The following is a 16,442-nucleotide window of genomic DNA, read 5'->3' on the forward strand; positions in this document are numbered from 1 at the left end:
GATGTTCGTCACTTTGGACCTGCGCAAGCACGCCGAGGAACTGGTGAGCACCGCGCGGCTCGCGCCCTCCCTGCACAACGCCCAGCCGTGGGCGTTCCGGGTCACCGCCCGAAGCGTGGAGGTGTACGTCGACCGCACCCGTGCGGTGGCCGTGGTCGACCCAGACGACCGGCAGATGCTGATCGGCGTCGGTGCGGCCATCTTCGCGGTCCGGCTGGGAGTGAGCGCGCTCGGCTCCGAACCCACCGTGTCGCTGATGCCCGGTGACGAGCGCGGCGACCTGGCTGCGGTGGTCTCCCTCGGCCCGGACCATCTACCGTCGATGGCCGAGACCAGGCTGCTCCAGCACGTGCCGCTGCGGCGCACGATCAGGTCCCGGCTGGACCCGGACGTGCCGGCGCGGACCAGGAGCGTGCTGGCGGGGGAGGCCGAGCTCGAGGGCGCCCAGCTGCGCTGGATCACCGAACACGCCGAACGCGGGGTGCTGTCCAGGCTGGTCACCGCCGCCGAACGCCGGGAGCAGGCCGACCCGAAGTTCCAGCACGAACTCGCCCGCTGGGTGGGCGGGGAGGCGCCGCTGTACGGCACCGGGCTGCCCGAGGCGGTGCTCGGCGTGTCCGCCAAGGCCGGGCACGAGGCGGACTTCCCGATGCGGGACTACGCCGGCGGCCGGCGGCGGCTGTCCTCCTCACCGGGCCGGCCGGAGCGGGACCCGGTGATCGCGGTCCTGTTCACCGACGGGGACCGTCCCGTGGAGTGGCTGCGGTGCGGGCAGGCGCTGATGCGGATGCTGTTGTGGGCCAGCGTGGAGGGTCTGGCCGCGTCCTACCTCAACCAGCCGCTGGAGCTGCCCGACCTGCGCACCCGCGTACGCGACGACCTGGACCTGCCCGGGTTCGCCCAGCTCATCCTGCGGTTCGGCCGTCCGGTCTCCGGGCTGCCGCTTCCGACGCCGCGGCGGCCGGTGGCGGAACTGCTGCGCCGCTAGCGCCGGCGCCACCTGTGCCTGTGCCTGTGCCTGTGCCGGCGCCGGGGCCGGTGCCGGTGCCGGGGCCGGTGCGCGCACCGGTGCCGCCGACCCGTCCCGCCCGGTGGAGCCGGCCAGGTCGGCGCACCCGCCAGGACTGTCCGGGACGCAGCGTCGTCTGCTCGTCCTTCACCGTCACGGTGATCGGCGCCGCCGCGGAGCGCCGCAGCCCGATGCGCACCTCGTCCCGCGTGCAGTGGACGGTGACGCCCCAGTGGCCGCGGTAGCGCAGCTGGAGCTCCAGGTCGGTGATCTCGCGCGGCAGCCGCGGGTTGAGCCGGAGCACGTCGTCGCGGGTCTCGATCCCTGTGTAGCAACGCTGCAGCAGGTCGACGCACCCGGCCATCGCCCCCAGGTGGACGCCCTCCGCGGTCGTGTCCTGCTCACCGCCCCGCACGTCGGATCCCAGCGCCTGCAGGAAGAACGCCCAGGAGCTGTGACGGTCGGTGCGGGCGAGGACCCACGCGTGCACCACGGCGCTGAGGGTGGAGCCGTGGGACGTGCGGTCCAGGTGGTACTCGATCGTACGCAGGATCGTCGCCGGGTCCAGGTCGTAGCCGAGCTGGTTCAGGACCTGTGTCAACTCGTCCTTGCCGAGAAGGAAGAACAGCATCAGAACGTCCGCCTGCTTGGAGACCTGGTACCTCCGTACCGAGTCGCCTTCGGCCTCCAGGATGCGGTCCAGCCGGCGGATGTCGCCGTACTTCGCGCGATATCCGTCCCAGTCCAGCTCGGCAAGTCGGTCGTACCCCTCGAACTGCCCGATGACCCCGTGGTGGAACACCACCCGCAGCCGCCGGCTCACCTCGTCGAACCGCTCCAGCTCGGCGTGGCGCAGCCCGAGCCGTGCGGTCAGCTCGGTACGCCGGTACGCCGGGATCAGGGCCAGCGCGTCCAGCGCCCGCCGCACAACCCAGGCGGTCATGACGTTGGTGTAGGAGTTGTTGTCGATGCCCGGGCGGGCGGCACCGGGATAGGCGTCGTGGTACTCGTCCGGGCCCATCACGCCCCGGATCTCATAGCGTCCGCCGGTCGCCTCGTAGGTCGCCAGGCCACTCCAGAAACGCGCGATCTCGACCAGCATCTCCGCACCGTGGGTGGCGAGGAAGGAGACGTCGCCGGTGGCCTCGTAGTACTTCCAGACGTTGTACGCCACCGCCAGCCCGACGTGGTGCTGCAGGTGGGTGTTGTCCTGCATCCAGCGTCCCGACAGCGGGTTGAGGTGCAGCCGCTGGGTCTCGTCCCGGCCGTCGCTCCCGCTCTGCCACGGATACATGGCGCCGCGGTGGCCCGCCGCCCGCGCCGCCAGCCGAGCCTGGGGAAGGCGCCGCCAGCGGTACATCAGCAGCGCCCGGGCCACCTCGGGCAGCCGCAGCAGCAGGAACGGGAAGACGAACAGCTCGTCCCAGAAGACGTGCCCGCGATAGGCCTCGCCGTGCAGCCCGCGGGCGGGTACGCCGACGTCGAGTTCGACGGTGTGCTCCGACAGCGTCTGCAGGATGTGGAACACGTACAGGTCCAGCGTCTGCTGCGGTCCGCCGTCCACGACGGTCCGGCAGCCACGCCACAGCCGCGCCCAGGCGAGCTCGTGGCGGGCCAGCAGGTGTTCGGGACGGCCGGCGCGGCTCGCGGCGTCGCAGGCGGCGGTCAGGCTCTCGGTGATCGCCCGGTCCCTGGAGGTGTGGACCGCCACCGTCTTCTCCACGGTCACCGCCTTGCCGCGTTCCACCGCGAAGGTCAGGTCGAGGTCGACCCGGCGGGGCCGTTCCACCAGCCGGCGCTCCACCGGTCCCGCCGCACCGTGCACCCGCACCCGGGCCGCCTCTGCGATCCGCACCCGCGACTGCGCGGTCTCCACCTGCAGCCACAGCAGGTCCTGCCCGTCGTACCCGGCGGTGACCGGCCGCAGGTGGTCACCGGCCAGGTCGGCGTAGCGGCGTACGCCCCGGTTGGCGACGCTGCCGTCCAGCGCGGTCCGCACCTGCAGCCGGCCGGACCAGTTCTCGGGCTCGATCTCGGTCTCCAGCACCGCGAGGTGCGGGTCGTCCATGGAGACCCAGCGCCGCTGGGCGAGCAGGGTGGTCCGGCCGCCTTCGTCGCGGAAGCGCACCCGCCTGGTCAGTACGCCGCGGCCCAGGTCCAGCTCCTGCCGGAAGTCCAGGATCTGCACCCGGTCCAGGTCGAGCCACGAGCCGTCAACGGGGCGGAAGGTCAGCGGCAACCAGTTCGGCGCGTTGACCAGGTCCTCGTTCTCCACCACCCCGCCGGCGACCCGCGACTCCAGCCGGTCGTAACAACCTGCCAGGTAGGTGCCGGGGTAGTGCACGCCGTCGGCGTGGGACTCCGGCGCGGCGCCGCGGGTGGCGAAGTATCCGTTGCCGAGGGTGCACAGCGCCTCGCGCAGACCCTCTCTCGCCGGCTCGTACCGGTCATAGGTCAAGACCGAATGGCTCACGTCGTCTCCCGAAGACCCGCACCTGCGCGAGATCCGCAGCGGGGATCGCGGAGCCGGTGTCGCCCGAACCCGTCTCGCCGGAACCTGTGTCCCCGGAACCTGTGTCCCCGGAACCTGTGTCCCCGGAACCGTTGGGGTTCGCGGCGCCGGCCGCGACGCCGACGCCGGCGTTGGCGGTGAAGCCGTCGGGAGCGGTGACCGTGACCACGGTCCCGAATCCTGCCCGCCGCCCGGCTCGCTCACCGTCGGCGGAGGCCACCAGCAGGCCGGCCTGGGCCGGTGGGATCGCCAGCCGCCGGGCCGCCGCGGCGAACACCTCTGTGCCGCCGCGGAAGTCCTTCGCCGGTACGACCCACCCGCCGCCGGATGCCGGGCCGGTGGATCCCCGCTCCGCGCCCGCTCGCGCTCCGTCCAGGACCACGTCGAACAACCGGCGTACCTGCGCCGCCGCCACGATCTCCTCGCAGTGGCCGCCGATGCACACCGCGGCCGTCCGCGCGCCGCGGGCGCGCAGCTCGTACAGCAGCTTGACCGCGACCGGATGCGGAGGTACGCCGTACCGCGCGATCTCGGCCAGGAAGCTGCGGGTCTCGCAGTCGGCCAGCGACGACACGCTGTTCTCCGCGCCGTTGTCGGGCAGGTCGATGCCCCGGTCGGCGAGAAGGGCGCGCAGGCCGGCGATCCGGGGCCGGCCGGCGAAGTGCCGCAGATAGTCCTCACGTACGTCGAACGGCGCGAACGCGACCCCCACCATCCGGCCGTGGCGGCGCAGGAACGCGTCCAGGCAGCGCTTCCAGGCCGCGGCGTGCGCCCTGGCGGTGTCAGGGACCACCACGTCGACCTCGAACACCACGGCACCGATCCGGTCGAGACGCAGGACCGTCGGCTGGGTTGTCATCGGCGCGTACCTCCTGGTCCGCTGCGTCGGGCGGGCGAAAGGGGGCTTTACCGATGGGCGAGCAGCTCCTGCCGGCATCGCCCGGAGAGTACGAGTTCGGCCAGGTCGCGGACGACGACGTGCGCACCGCGGCGGTAGAAATCGTCGGCGCGGGCGTACCTGTCGACGGCGACGACCGGCTCGAAGCATCCGTGCCAGCCGGCCTCCACCCCGACCAGGCTGCCGCTCAGCACCGCCGTACGCCTCGGGGAGACACCGAGCCGGCGGGTCGCCTCGAGCAGCAGGCCCGGGTCGGGCAGCGCCGGAAGGCCGAGCAGCGTGGTGTCTCCGCCGTCCACGCAGACGTCGAACAGGCCGGCGATCCCCGCCGCGGACAGCAGCTGCTCGCAGCTACGGTCGCCGGCCACGGCCGCGAGCCGGACGCCACGGGCGGCGAGGTCACGCAGCAGGTCGACCGACGCGTGGTAGGCGTTGACGCCGACCCGCCGGACCTCCTCGCCGAAGCAGGCGTCCTTGTGGTCGGCCAGCGTGCGGACGGTCTCCTCACCGGGCGCGGGGGAGTGGTCGGCGAGCGCGATGCCGCGGGCGGTCAGAAACCCGCGTACTCCCTCGGCGGTGGTCCGGCCGGCGGCGTAGCGGAGGTAGTCACCGGGCAGTTCGAACGACGGGATCCGCGTCCCGTCGCCGGTGCCCTCGGTGCTGTGCAGTCCGGCCCGGCGGCCGCGGCGGCGCAGGAACGAGTCGAAGGTGCGCTGCCAGGCGGCGGCATGCAGGAGCGCGGAGTCGACCACCACGTCGTCCAGCCCGAACAGCGCGGCGTCGAGCCGGTCCAGGTGGAGGGTGGGCGAGTTCATCCGCACCCGCTCAGCGTGGCGGCCGACCGGCGGAGCGGGCGAGAGGCTTCGGTCACGGGGCGCCGGGACCTTCGCCCGCTGCCGCGAAGTGTCGTGCGAAACGACCCTGAAGACGGGCCGGCCAACTCTGGAGGTGTGCGTTGCTCGTCGGAGAGCTCGACCAGACCGAGCGGGACACGCTCGTCGGAGCAGCGGTGCTCGCTCCGTCCATGCACAACGCCCAGCCGTGGTGCTTCCGCTTCCGTGGCCGGTCGGTGGAGGTCCACCGCGACCCCGCCCGCGAGCTCGCCGCGGAGGACCCGGAAGGACGGATGACGCTGATCGGCGCCGGCACCGCGCTGGTCAACCTGCGGGTGGCCGCCGCCGCGATCGGGGCGCACACCACGACGTTGCTGTTTCCCGACCCGGAGCGGCGGACCCTCGTCGCCCTGGTGAGCGTGGGTAACCCGAGCGAGGACGCCGGCCAGTTGGCCGCGTTGTTCCCGTTCCTGCCCCGGCGGCGCACCAACCGGCAGCCGTTCACCGAGCGGGCGGTTCCAAACGAGGTACGCACCGACATCAGCCAGGCGGCCGCCGGTGAGGGCGTACGGCTGGAGTGGATCGACGACCGCGACCGGCAGCGCTGGCTGATGGAGCTCGCCACCGACGCCGACATCGCCGAGGCCGACGACCCCCGCCGGCTGGTCGAACGCCAGGTGTGGGTCGGCGGACAGCGCACCAGCAGCGGTGTGCCGTCCAGCGCGCTCGGACCGCGCGCGGAGGGAAGCTCCCCGGTCCGCGACCTTGCGGTCGACCCCGGTGACCGGCTCCGCCCGAAGGGGAAGTTCGAGGACTCACCGTCCCTGGCCGTCCTGTCCACCACCAGGGACACCCCGCAGGACTGGGTCACCGCCGGGCAGGCCCTGCAGCGGGTGCTGCTGACCGCCACCACTCACGGCGTCGCGGCGTCCCTGCTGAACCAGCCGATCGAGCACGCCGAACTGCGCTGGCTGGTCCGCGACCCGCGGTCGGGATGGACCGAGCCGCAGATCGTGCTGAGGTTCGGGTACGGGCCCGAGGTGCCTCCGACCCCGCGCCGGCCGGTCGCGGAGTTCGTCCTGTCCGAACGAGACCCCGACCCGGCACCACCGGAGCCGGCCGCGCAGCCGGCCGACCGCGCTTCCGGTCAGACGTCCCAGACGTCCGGTCAGACGTCCGGGCAGATGTCCGGGCAGATGTCCGGGCAGAGCGTGCCCGAGCCGCGAGCCCCGCAGGACCCGGAGGAGTGAACCGCATGTCCACCGAAATACCGCGACCGGTCATGGTCGGCGTCGACGGCACGCAAGGTTCGCTTGACGCGGTGGCCTGGGCGGCCAATGCTGCCGGGCTGCGCAAGGTGCCCTTGCGGGTGGTGCACGCGTTCGCCTGGCCACTGCTGCACATCCCTGCCGCCATGTGGCAACTCGGGCCCGAGGGCGGACTGCGCGCCCACGCGGACTCACTGATGGAGGAGGCCGTACGAACAGCCCGGGACGCCGCACCAGACATCGAGATCGCGACCACGGTGGAGACCGACTTTCCCTCACCCCTGCTGGTGGATCTGAGCAGTGACGCGACGTACGTCGTCGTCGGTACGGCCGGCCGCGGCTCGGTGGCCGATGCCCTGGCGGGTTCGCTCACCATCGAGCTGTCGGCGCGTTCGCAGGCCCCCGTCGTGGTCGTTCGCGGCACTCTGTCGCCCGAACGCACCGACAACCTCGTCGTCGTCGGGGTGGACGGGTCCCCGCTCGGTGCCGTCGCCGTCGAGGCAGCGGTGGAGGAGGCGGCCCGCCGGCACGCACGACTGCTCGCCGTGCACGTGGTGCGGCAGGGCCGGGGCGCACGGTCCGGCGCCGCCGACACCGCCGCCGGGCTGCGGCTGCTGGAGGAATCGCTGGCCGGATGGCGGCACAAGTACCCCGACCTGCCGATCGAGGAACGCGTGCTGATGGGCCACGCCGCCGGCCACCTGATCGAACTGTCCGCCTCGGCCAGTCTGATCGTGGTGGGCGCTCGCGGACGTGGCGGCTTCGCCGGAATGCTGCTGGGTTCGGTGAGCCAGGCGCTGCTGCACCAGGCTCAGTGCCCGGTCGTCGTCCTCACCCGGGAGTGCCGGGCCAGCAGACCCGCCGCGGCCTGACGCATCACCATCCCGAGCCCCTGCCGCATCCCGACCTCGACCTGTCCTGGGATCGAATGATTCGCGCGGCGGAACGTTTGCCGGTGCCGGTGCGAGTCGACCGGGCATGAGACGGGCGGATCGTTGCCAGGTTTTTGTCCACAGGTAGCGGATCGGCGTGTTTTCGGGGTCGCGTTGTGGACAACGGGTTAGCTGTCGGTGGCAGCCTGTAGAGTTCGAACATGCATTCGACAGTGCAGAATCCTTCGGGCTGGGACGGCGGCATCGACGCCGAGCAGCGTCTGGAGGCTGCGCTGGTTCAGGTCCGTTCTGTCGTCGGTGACGCGCTGGCGGCGCCGATGCTGTCACTTCGGCCCGAGAAGCTGGGCCGGTTGTTCGACCTGCACCAGGTCGGCGAGGCGATGATGGCCGCCTTGAAGCTGGCGATGGTGTCCAGGGCCGAGGCCTGCGACGTCGGCAAGACCACGGGTGCGGTTACGACCGCGACGTGGCTGCGCCACTCCCAGCGGATGGGGAAGAAGGATTCCTACGCCACCGTCGCCCTGGCACGGGATCTGGACCGCACCATCACTCTCACCGCCCGTGTTCTGGCGCGTGGGGAGCTGTCGTTCAGGCACGCGCAGGTGATCGCGGGGGCGATCAAGGATCTGCCGAAGTGGGTCAGCCTGGAACAGCGCGTGGAGGCCGAGGAGTATCTGATCGAGGAGTCGCGGCGGCGTAACCCCGACGACGTGCGCCTGCTGGGACGGCACCTGCTGCGGGTGTTGGCGCCGGAGGAGTGGGAACGCCGCCTCGGTAAAGAACTCGAGGACGACGAACGTGCCGCAGAATGCTCCCGTTCCCTGAAGTACGCGCCGAACGGGATCCCCGGTTCGGAGACGGTGGTGATCAAGCTGCCGGTGCTGGAGATGGAAGTCCTCCGCAAGCTGGTCGAGGCGCTGGTTGCCCGTGACACCCGCCCCGAACCCGACGACCGTCCCCTGGACCAAAAGCGTGGGGACGCGTTCGCGGAGTTGGTCGCCATGTGGGCGCAGCACCAGGCCTCGCCCAACCGTGGCCGGGGGCGGGACTGCGTCACCGTCCTGATCGATCTGCACAACCTGATGAACGGTGTCGGGTTCGGCACCATCGACGACCTCAACCCCGTCCGGCCCATGCCGTGTGGCTGCCAGACCCCCGATGCCAAACGCCAAGCCGCCAAACGCCAAGCCGCCAAGCGCCGGGCCGCCGAGGGCAAGAACGCCAAGCCCACCGAGGATTCTGGGTCGGGACAGGCCGGGCCGGGCAGGAGCCGCAGCGGCACCGCAGATGCCAAGCCTGCCAGCACCATGCCCAGCAAGCAGGCCGGCGACGCAGGCGGCTCCGGGGACGCCGAGCCCACCAGCAATGCCGAGCCGAGTGACAACGCCGAGTCCAGCAACGACCCTGAGCCCAGCAACGACCCTGAGCCCGCGCCGGCGCCCGGTGCGAACCGTGAACCCACTGAGGACGGCACATCGCAACCCGATGTTGACGAAGAGGTCGACGACCCGAACCTGGCGAAGGGCCATGACGAGCCAGTCCGGCCGGCCGACACCGGCGTCCCACACGCGGGCGCCGATTTGGGGGAGACGACGACAGACCCGCGCGAACCGACCGGGACGGCGGACACCGATGACGGGTGCAGGCCCGGTGGCGAGAGGACGGGAACTGGCCGGAACGGTCAACCGGGCAAGGCGAAACTGTCACCCGACCCATTCGGTGCACCCGACCCACTCGACGCACCCAGCCCACCCGGGCCGGGCAGCGCCGCGGACCGGATACCCCGGCCGCGAGAACACGGGCGAACCCCACAACCGAACACCGCCACCGGAATCCACCCCGAGACCGGAACCGACCCCGGCGCCGAAAGGGAAGCTGGAACGGGACTCGGATCCGATCCGGAAACAGATACCGGACCCGAGGACTGGGACCTCGGGGTAGAAGATGGCGCCGACGCCGAACTGCAGGAGGGTGCGGCGGGGCCGGAGGCTGGCCACGAACCCAGCGACCCCGAGGACCTCACCGACCCCGCTGGCCGCATGGACCCGCACGACGGCTGCAGCAAATGCGGAGGCGGCGGATCAGCCAGGATCCTCGGGCTACGCGGCGAACCGATCTCGGTTGCCACTGTCCGGCGGATGGCCTGCGACGCGAACATCATCCCGGTGGTGCTCGGCGGCAACGGCGAGGTCCTCGACGTCGGAATGGCCGACAGGTTCTTCACCGAAGCGCAGCGCCGGGCGTTGGCGGTCCGGGACGGGTCTCACTGTCACTTCCCAGGCTGCCAGGTCCCCGAACGCCGCTGCGTCGCCCACCACATGAACCCCTGGGACGACTTCGGCCCAACCGATCTGGCGAACGGAGTCCTCCTGTGCAAGAGCCATCACACCTTCGTCCACCACCGAGGCTGGCAAGTGCGGCTGGGCGCCCACGGCCACCCCGAGTACATCCCACCGGAATGGGTGGACCCGCAGCAGGAGGTGCTCCGACCGTGAAGGCGGGCACCCGTGTCCGGCTGCCTCTAGCTGCACGCTGGCGGGATCTGACTGGACGCCGGCGGGCGAGGTAGTGCTGGAGGCTGGAGCCGTCAGTTGGGGTGCCAGGCCGTTTGGTACGGGGAACTCGGCAGCCGGTCCGGGCTCGCGTACAGGAACTCTCCGTCGTCCTCGCGGAGGACGGTGACGCCCTTCACCCAGAAGAACCACCGCCCCGGCCGCCCGCCCGCGTCGCGCCAGGTGAACTCGTGGACGACAGTGCCGTACGCAACGTCCGCCTCGCCTGCGTAGGCGGCGCCGGGCCAGACGAACCGTCCGTCCCGCGCGCGGTCGACCGGCACGCGGTAGTCGTAGGTCCGCCCGTGCCCGGCTGCGCACCCCTGCGGGCATCGGCCGGAGAGGTACAACCGTTCGCCCTCGATCCCGGGGTCGCGGATCTCACGTCCTCTGGCCATCAGGACCTGTCGCCTGCTGACGGTACGCTCCCCCTGGAGGTGGTCCTCGACGAACAACGTCACCGTGCCGAGGGTGACCCGGCGGCCGTGGTCGTCGATGCCGTACCGGATGGTGAAGTCACCCTCTGCCAGCTGCTGGGAGAGCCGGGCCCAGCAACCGACCGGCAGGCAGTACCGGTCGCCGTACTTCGTCAGCAGCGCGGCCATTGCCGGACCGTGGCGAAGTGTCAACGCCTCGTTGGCGTTCACCACGGCCTCGGGCGCCGGGCAGGACCACCCGTCGACCCGGCCACCGCGGACCACGTCGGCAACGTCAGCGGCAACCACCCCGGTCGGTTCGGTGCACGAGTCGGCGGTGAGGGCCGGGGTGGTGGCCGGTCGCGGGTGATAGATGGTCGCCGCCATGGCCGCGGTGGCAAGCACGGCGAGCAGGCACGGCAGTACCAGCACGGTGAGCAGCATCCGATGGTCTCGCATCCCGGGATCGACCTGCCCAGCCCCGCGGCCGGCGAAACTGTGCGGCCGCATGCTCAAGGTCGCCACCCACGCCGAGGTGCTGTCCAGGTTCGGGCACGCGTTGTCGGATCCGACCAGGTCGCGGATCGTGTTGGCTCTGCGCGAGGGCCCGGGCTACCCGGCAGAGCTGTCGGAGCTGCTCGACGTCTCACGGACGAACATGTCCAACCACCTGGACTGCCTGCGCGGCTGCGATCTGGTTACCGCGGTGCGCGACGGGCGCCGGACCCGCTACGAACTGGCGGAGCCGAGCATCGGCCACGCGCTGGCTCACCGAAGGACAAGCCGACGCACCCGAGGGTGCGTGCGGCTGCGGTCCCGGATGCGACTGCTGCAGCCCCGCTGAGTGACCCCGGCGAGTGACCCCGAAACGCGTCGAACCGGCCCGGGCAGGTCAGCCGGGCCGGTTCGACGCAGTTGGTTTGATGCAGTTAGTTCGACGTCAGTGATTCGACAGGGCCGCCTCGGTCCCGCGCTCAGCCGCGGCGGGCGCGGGCGCGCTGCTTCTCCCGGTCGGTCTGCGCCAACGTCATCTTGCGCAGCCGGATCGCCGCCGGGGTGACCTCCACGCACTCGTCCTCGCGGCAGAACTCCAGCGCCTGCTCCAACGCCATCTCTCGTGCCGGTACCAGCCGCTCGAGCTCGTCGGCAGTGGAGGAGCGGACGTTGGTCAGCTTCTTCTCCCGGGTGGCGTTGACGTCCATGTCCTCGGGGCGGGAGTTCTCCCCGACCAGCATGCCCTCATAGACCTCGGTGCCCGGCTTGACGAACAGCGTGCCGCGCTCCTGCATGTTGAAGCAGGCGTACGCGGTGACCGAGCCCCGCCGGTCGGCCACCAGTGAACCGCGCGGACGCGTCCGCAGGTCGCCGGCCCACGGCTCGTACTTCTCGAACACGTGGTGGATCAGGCCGGTGCCGCGGGTCTCGGTGAGGAACTCGGTGCGGAACCCGATCAGGCCACGGGCGGGTACGAGGTAGTCCAGGCGTACCCAGCCGGTGCCGTGGTTGACCATCTGCTCCAGCCGGCCCTTGCGCAGGCCGAGCAGCTGGGTGACCACGCCGACGTACTCGTCCGGCACGTCGATGGTGACCCGCTCCACCGGCTCCATCCGCTTGCCGTCGATCTCCTGGGTGACGACCTGCGGCTTGCCGACGGTGAGCTCGAATCCCTCGCGGCGCATCAGCTCCACGAGCACGGCGAGCTGGAGCTCGCCGCGGCCCTGCACCTCCCAGGTGTCGGGCCGCTCGGTGTTCTGCACCCGGATGGAGACGTTGCCGATGGTCTCCGCGTCGAGGCGGTTCTTCACCAGCCGCGCGGTGACCTTGTCCCCGCTCTGGCCCGACAGCGGTGAGGTGTTGATGCCGATGGTGACCGAGATGGAGGGTTCGTCGACCCGGATCACCGGAAGCGGCTTGGGGTCCTCGGGGTCGGCCAGCGTCTCACCGATGGTGATGTCGGCGATGCCGGCGATCGCCACGATGTCGCCGGGCCCGGCCTTGTCGGCGGGAACGCGGTCCAGCGCCTCGGTCATCATCATGTCGGTGATCCGGACGCGTTCGACCGACCCGTCGGCACGGCACCAGGCGACGGTCGCGCCGCGGACGAGCTCACCCTGGTGGACCCGGCACAACGCCAGCCGGCCGAGGTAGGGCGAGGCGTCGAGGTTGGTGACGTGCGCCTGCAGCGGGGCGCCCTCGGTGTAGGAGGGCGGCGGCACCGTGGACAGGATCGTCTCGAACAGCGGCCGCAGGTCCTGGTTGTCGGGGATCGTCCCGTCGGCCGGCTGCTCCAGCGTGGCCCGGCCCGCACGCGCCGAGGCGTACACGATCGGGAAGTCCAGCGCGGTGGCGTCGGTGGAAGGGTCGTCCAGCAGGTCCAGGAAGAGTTCGTACGTCTGGTCGACCACCTCGGCGATCCGGCTGTCGGGCCGGTCCACCTTGTTGATGACCAGCACCACCGGGAGCCCCTTGCGCAGCGCCTTGCGCAGGACGAACCGGGTCTGGGGGAGCGGGCCCTCCGACGCGTCGACCAGCAGCAGCACACCGTCGACCATCTCCAGGGCGCGCTCGACCTCGCCGCCGAAGTCGGCGTGGCCCGGGGTGTCGACGATGTTGAGCGTCACCGGGCCGTCGGGGGTCTGCCAGCGGACCGCGGTGTTCTTCGCGAGAATCGTGATGCCCTTCTCGCGTTCGAGGTCCATCGAGTCCATGACTCGTTCGGCCACGTCCTGGTTGTCCCGGAACACTCCGGACTGCCAGAGCATCGAGTCGACGAGGGTGGTTTTTCCGTGGTCGACGTGGGCGATGATCGCGACATTACGGAGGTCGGAGCGGGTTGCCATACCCGCCATCTTCCCTGACGCACGGGGCCGGGCCGCGCATGGGTCACCCCGTACGCCGCGACCGAACGATCATCGGCCGGGTTCGGCACCCACGGCGCTCCTCGTGCCCGTTGGCTCGGTTCTTCTCACCACACCTCCGGGCGAGTCAGGGAGCACGACGCAGGGGGCAAACCTGGCAAGCAGACCTGGGCAACTCACCGCAACGCAGGGCGACTCAGCGCAACTCCCACAGCACGGGGGCGGTGAGGACCCCGGCGTGGCCCAGGCCGAGCGCGGCCGTCAGCTCGGCGAGCATCCGGGCCGGGCCGGACGTCGCCGGCAGCCCCAGTCCGGCGCCCAGACCAGCCCCGAGGCCGGCGGTGAGACCCGTCCCGAGACCTGCGCCGGCCGTCGCGGCGCGCTCACTGGACTCCGGTCCGCGCAGGCGTTCGACCATCCCGACCCGGGCGGGGTAGCGCAGGTTGGCCTCCTCCCGCCCGATGCCGACCCGGGCGCAGGCGATCTCCACCGCGCGTTCGAAGCCGCCGAGCTCGTCGACCAGGCCCCGCTCGCGGGCGTCGGCGCCGGTCCAGACCCGGCCGCGGGCGGCCTTCTCCACGTGGTCGCGGGACAGGCCCCGGTCGGCGGCCACCTTGGCGGTGAAGTCGTCGTACACCTGGTCCAGCCACTCCTCCAGCCGGCGCCACTCCTCGGCGGTGAAGCGGTGGTACGCCGAGAACATCGCGGCGTTGCGGCCCTCGGCCACTCCGTCCCGGGCGATGCCCACCCGGTCCAGCATGTCGCGAACGACCGCCTTGCCCCCGAACACCCCGATCGAGCCGGTGAGGGTGCCCGGCTGGGCGACGATGCTGTCGGCGGCCATCGACACGAAGTACCCACCCGAGGCCGCGACCGTGCCCATCGACACCACCAGCGGCTTGCCCGCCTCGCGGACGCGGACGACCTCCCGGCGTACAGCGTCGGAGGCGACGTAGGAGCCGCCCGGGCTGTCCACCCGCAGGACCACCGCACGGACCTTCGCGTCGGCGGCGGCGGCCCGCAGCGCGCCGGCCATGGTGTCGGAGCCGATCGAGGTGGAGCTGAGGCCCCGGCGGCTGGACCGGCCCAGGTGGATGGGTCCGGTGCCGTGCACGACGGCGACTCCGGGGGAGCGCTGCAGCCGGGCCAGCGCATGGCGGGGCTCCAGCTGGCGGGCCTGGCGGTAACGCTGGACATAGCGGAAGGTGACCTCGCCGAGCCGCCCGCGCAGCTCGGAGTACACCTCGTCGCGATACCCCAGCCGGTCGACCAGCCCGGAGGCGAGCGCGTCCTTCGCCGACAGCGGCGAACGGTCGACCAGGTCACGCACCTGCGCGGAGGTGAGCTTGCGGCGGGTGCTGATTCCCTCGACGACCTGTTCCATCGCCGAGGCCGCCAACCGGCCGGCGGCCTCCCGATGCGCGTCGCTCATCTGCGTTGCCAGGAAGGTGTCCGCGGCGTTCTTGTACTCGTGCCTGCGCGACATCTCCGGCACCACCCCGAGCTTTGTCAAGGCGTCCTTGACAAAGACGGCCTCGGCCATGATGCCGGTCAGGCCGACGTCGCCGGACGGCTGCAGCCACACCTGGTCGAACGCCGACGCGAGGTAGTAGGGCAGCGTCCCCGGACCGAACTCACCGTAGGTCTCCGACCAGGCGACCGTCGGCTTGCCCGCGTCGGCGAACACCCGCACCGCCGCCCGCAGCTCCTGCACCTGCGCGAACGTCGGCCCCTGCCCACCCACGTGGGCGACCAGACCGGTCACCGAGGAGTCGAACGCTGCCAGCCGCAGACCCTCCACCAGATCCCGCAGCAGCGGGCGGCGCCGGTGCAGCACCGCGCCGACGGGGTCCTGCGGCGGCGACTCCAGCAGGGGAACGGTCAGGTCCAGTTCGAGCACCGTGGGGGTCATGGCCCCACTTTAGGGTGTGGTGCGAAGCGGGCGCCGGTGAAGCGAGAGGACCCCGGGGGAGCTTCCTCGCCCCCGGTTGGCCACAACGCCGCGGGTACGTGACAATGGGAGCGCATCGTGAGGGGAGTATTCCTTCGCGGCGGCATCGTCATCACGGTCAGCCGGCCTCCGCGTCGGCCTGCCCGGTGCCGTCGGTCCGGGTTCCGGGCGGAAGAGACCTCCGAGGGAGCAATCGTTTCTTCTCTCGGAGGTTCAGCGCGTGACCGTCCAACCCTGGGTCTGGTTCGCCACCGTCGGCGTCCTGATGGCCATCCTCGCCCTCGACGTCCTGGTGATCGGCCGCAGGCCGCACGAGCCGTCGATGCGCGAATGCACCACCTGGATCGGGATGTACGTCGGGCTGGCGGTCCTCTTCGGGTTCGGCGTTCTCCACTTTGCCGGCGGGCGCTACGCCGGGGAGTTCTTCGCCGGGTGGATCACCGAGTACAGCCTGTCGATCGACAACCTGTTCGTCTTCCTGGTCATCCTCACCAGGTTCGGCGTACCCAGGAAGTACCAACAGACCGCGCTGCTGATCGGCATCATCCTGGCGCTGGTCATGCGCGGCATCTTCATCGCGCTCGGCGCCGCCGCGATCAACACCTTCGCCTGGGTCTTCTACCTCTTCGGCGCCATCCTGATCTACACCGCCGTCCAGTTCGTCCGCGGCGGCAACGACCACGACTCCGACTACAAGGAGAACGCGCTGATCCGCTGGGCGAAGAACCACCTCCCGGCGACCGACCAGTACAACGGCGTGAAGCTCACCCTGGTGGAGAATGGCAAGCGCCTGGCCACGCCGATGCTGTTGGTGATGATCGCGCTCGGCACCACCGACCTGCTGTTCGCGCTGGACTCCATCCCGGCCATCTACGGCCTGACCAACGAGCCCTACCTCGTCTTCGCGGCGAACGTCTTCGCGCTGATGGGGCTGCGCCAGCTGTACTTCCTGATCGGCGGGCTGGTCACCCGGCTGGTCTACCTGCCGATCGGCCTCGCGGTCATCCTCAGCTTCATCGGCGTCAAGCTCATCCTGCACGCCCTGCACGAGAACAACCTGCCGTTCCTCAACGGCGGTGAGCCGCTGAAGTCCGTACCCGACATCGGCATCGCCGTGTCCTTGTCGGTGATCGTCGGCACGTTGCTGGTGACCACCGTGGCCAGCCTGGCGAAGAGCCGGAGGGCCGAGCACCGCGAGCAGCAGGAGGAGCCGGCCCGCAGCGGGCGGTCCACCGACTGACGGTCGACTCCG

General features: G+C 71.2%; 12 protein-coding genes. 6 read left to right on the plus strand and 6 right to left on the minus strand.

Annotation, left to right across the window (positions count from 1 at the left end):
* The first annotated feature begins 1 nt into the window (after window position 1).
* A complete protein-coding gene (locus ABZV93_RS16190) occupies window positions 2-988 on the plus strand; it encodes a hypothetical protein (RefSeq protein WP_354936028.1) in 987 nt (328 codons plus the stop codon).
* Here ABZV93_RS16190 and ABZV93_RS16195 read toward each other — a convergent pair.
* Genes ABZV93_RS16195 through ABZV93_RS16205 form a run of 3 tightly spaced genes read right to left on the minus strand, consistent with a single transcriptional unit; the run spans window position 906 to window position 5,234 of the window.
* Entirely contained in the window at window positions 906-3,482 is a 2,577-nt protein-coding gene (locus tag ABZV93_RS16195; RefSeq protein ID WP_354936031.1) for a glycosyl hydrolase family 65 protein, read from the minus strand. The two genes, ABZV93_RS16190 and ABZV93_RS16195, sit on opposite strands and share 83 nt — an antisense overlap.
* On the minus strand, window positions 3,457-4,380 hold the full coding sequence (locus ABZV93_RS16200; RefSeq protein ID WP_354936034.1) for a hypothetical protein: 924 nt from the start codon (window positions 4,378-4,380) through the stop codon (window positions 3,457-3,459). Before ABZV93_RS16200 ends, ABZV93_RS16195 begins: the two co-directional genes overlap by 26 nt.
* 47 nt (window positions 4,381-4,427) lie before the next feature.
* Window positions 4,428-5,234, minus strand: coding sequence for an HAD family phosphatase (locus ABZV93_RS16205; protein WP_354936536.1), 807 nt, complete (start codon window positions 5,232-5,234; stop codon window positions 4,428-4,430).
* Window positions 5,235-5,374: 140 nt separating this feature from the next.
* Between ABZV93_RS16205 and ABZV93_RS16210 the strand changes: the two genes are divergently transcribed.
* From ABZV93_RS16210 to ABZV93_RS16220, 3 genes are all read left to right on the plus strand, one after another.
* Window positions 5,375-6,502, plus strand: coding sequence for a hypothetical protein (locus ABZV93_RS16210; RefSeq protein ID WP_354936037.1), 1,128 nt, complete (start codon window positions 5,375-5,377; stop codon window positions 6,500-6,502).
* Between the two features lie 5 nt (window positions 6,503-6,507).
* Window positions 6,508-7,392, plus strand: a complete 885-nt coding sequence (locus tag ABZV93_RS16215; protein ID WP_354936040.1) for a universal stress protein — start codon at window positions 6,508-6,510, stop codon at window positions 7,390-7,392.
* 221 nt (window positions 7,393-7,613) lie between these two features.
* Window positions 7,614-9,908: a DUF222 domain-containing protein gene (locus ABZV93_RS16220; protein ID WP_354936043.1), complete on the plus strand. Its 2,295-nt coding sequence runs from the start codon at window positions 7,614-7,616 to the stop codon at window positions 9,906-9,908.
* Between the two features lie 92 nt (window positions 9,909-10,000).
* Here the strand turns inward: ABZV93_RS16220 and ABZV93_RS16225 are convergent, their stop codons facing one another.
* Window positions 10,001-10,840: a hypothetical protein gene (locus ABZV93_RS16225; RefSeq protein ID WP_354936046.1), complete on the minus strand. Its 840-nt coding sequence runs from the start codon at window positions 10,838-10,840 to the stop codon at window positions 10,001-10,003.
* A 49-nt stretch (window positions 10,841-10,889) separates the two neighbouring features.
* On the opposite strand from ABZV93_RS16225, the gene ABZV93_RS16230 reads away from it, so the two are divergent.
* A complete protein-coding gene (locus ABZV93_RS16230) occupies window positions 10,890-11,225 on the plus strand; it encodes a metalloregulator ArsR/SmtB family transcription factor (protein WP_354936048.1) in 336 nt (111 codons plus the stop codon).
* A 130-nt stretch (window positions 11,226-11,355) separates the two neighbouring features.
* Here ABZV93_RS16230 and typA read toward each other — a convergent pair whose 3' ends face one another.
* Both typA and sppA read right to left on the minus strand, forming a co-directional pair.
* Window positions 11,356-13,221, minus strand: coding sequence for a translational GTPase TypA (typA, locus tag ABZV93_RS16235; RefSeq protein ID WP_354936051.1), 1,866 nt, complete (start codon window positions 13,219-13,221; stop codon window positions 11,356-11,358).
* 214 nt (window positions 13,222-13,435) lie between these two features.
* Window positions 13,436-15,151, minus strand: coding sequence for a signal peptide peptidase SppA (gene sppA / locus ABZV93_RS16240; RefSeq protein WP_354936054.1), 1,716 nt, complete (start codon window positions 15,149-15,151; stop codon window positions 13,436-13,438).
* Window positions 15,152-15,410: 259 nt separating this feature from the next.
* On the opposite strand from sppA, the gene ABZV93_RS16245 reads away from it, so the two are divergent.
* Window positions 15,411-16,430: a TerC family protein gene (locus ABZV93_RS16245; protein ID WP_354936057.1), complete on the plus strand. Its 1,020-nt coding sequence runs from the start codon at window positions 15,411-15,413 to the stop codon at window positions 16,428-16,430.
* Window positions 16,431-16,442: the final 12 nt, after the last annotated feature.

Source organism: Actinopolymorpha sp. NPDC004070 (assembly GCF_040610475.1).
In the GTDB taxonomy this organism is placed as follows: domain Bacteria; phylum Actinomycetota; class Actinomycetes; order Propionibacteriales; family Actinopolymorphaceae; genus Actinopolymorpha.

What these genes read in the sequence shown, in the direction of transcription:
- ABZV93_RS16215 (WP_354936040.1), top strand. Translation starts at nt 6,508, where the DNA reads ATGTCCACCGAAATACCGCGACCGGTCATGGTCGGCGTCGACGGCACG.
- ABZV93_RS16225 (WP_354936046.1), bottom strand. Translation starts at nt 10,840, where the DNA reads ATGCGAGACCATCGGATGCTGCTCACCGTGCTGGTACTGCCGTGCCTG.
- sppA (WP_354936054.1), bottom strand. Translation starts at nt 15,151, where the DNA reads ATGACCCCCACGGTGCTCGAACTGGACCTGACCGTTCCCCTGCTGGAG.
- ABZV93_RS16190 (WP_354936028.1), top strand. Translation starts at nt 2, where the DNA reads ATGTTCGTCACTTTGGACCTGCGCAAGCACGCCGAGGAACTGGTGAGC.
- typA (WP_354936051.1), bottom strand. Translation starts at nt 13,221, where the DNA reads ATGGCAACCCGCTCCGACCTCCGTAATGTCGCGATCATCGCCCACGTC.
- ABZV93_RS16200 (WP_354936034.1), bottom strand. Translation starts at nt 4,380, where the DNA reads ATGACAACCCAGCCGACGGTCCTGCGTCTCGACCGGATCGGTGCCGTG.
- ABZV93_RS16230 (WP_354936048.1), top strand. Translation starts at nt 10,890, where the DNA reads ATGCTCAAGGTCGCCACCCACGCCGAGGTGCTGTCCAGGTTCGGGCAC.
- ABZV93_RS16205 (WP_354936536.1), bottom strand. Translation starts at nt 5,234, where the DNA reads ATGAACTCGCCCACCCTCCACCTGGACCGGCTCGACGCCGCGCTGTTC.
- ABZV93_RS16220 (WP_354936043.1), top strand. Translation starts at nt 7,614, where the DNA reads ATGCATTCGACAGTGCAGAATCCTTCGGGCTGGGACGGCGGCATCGAC.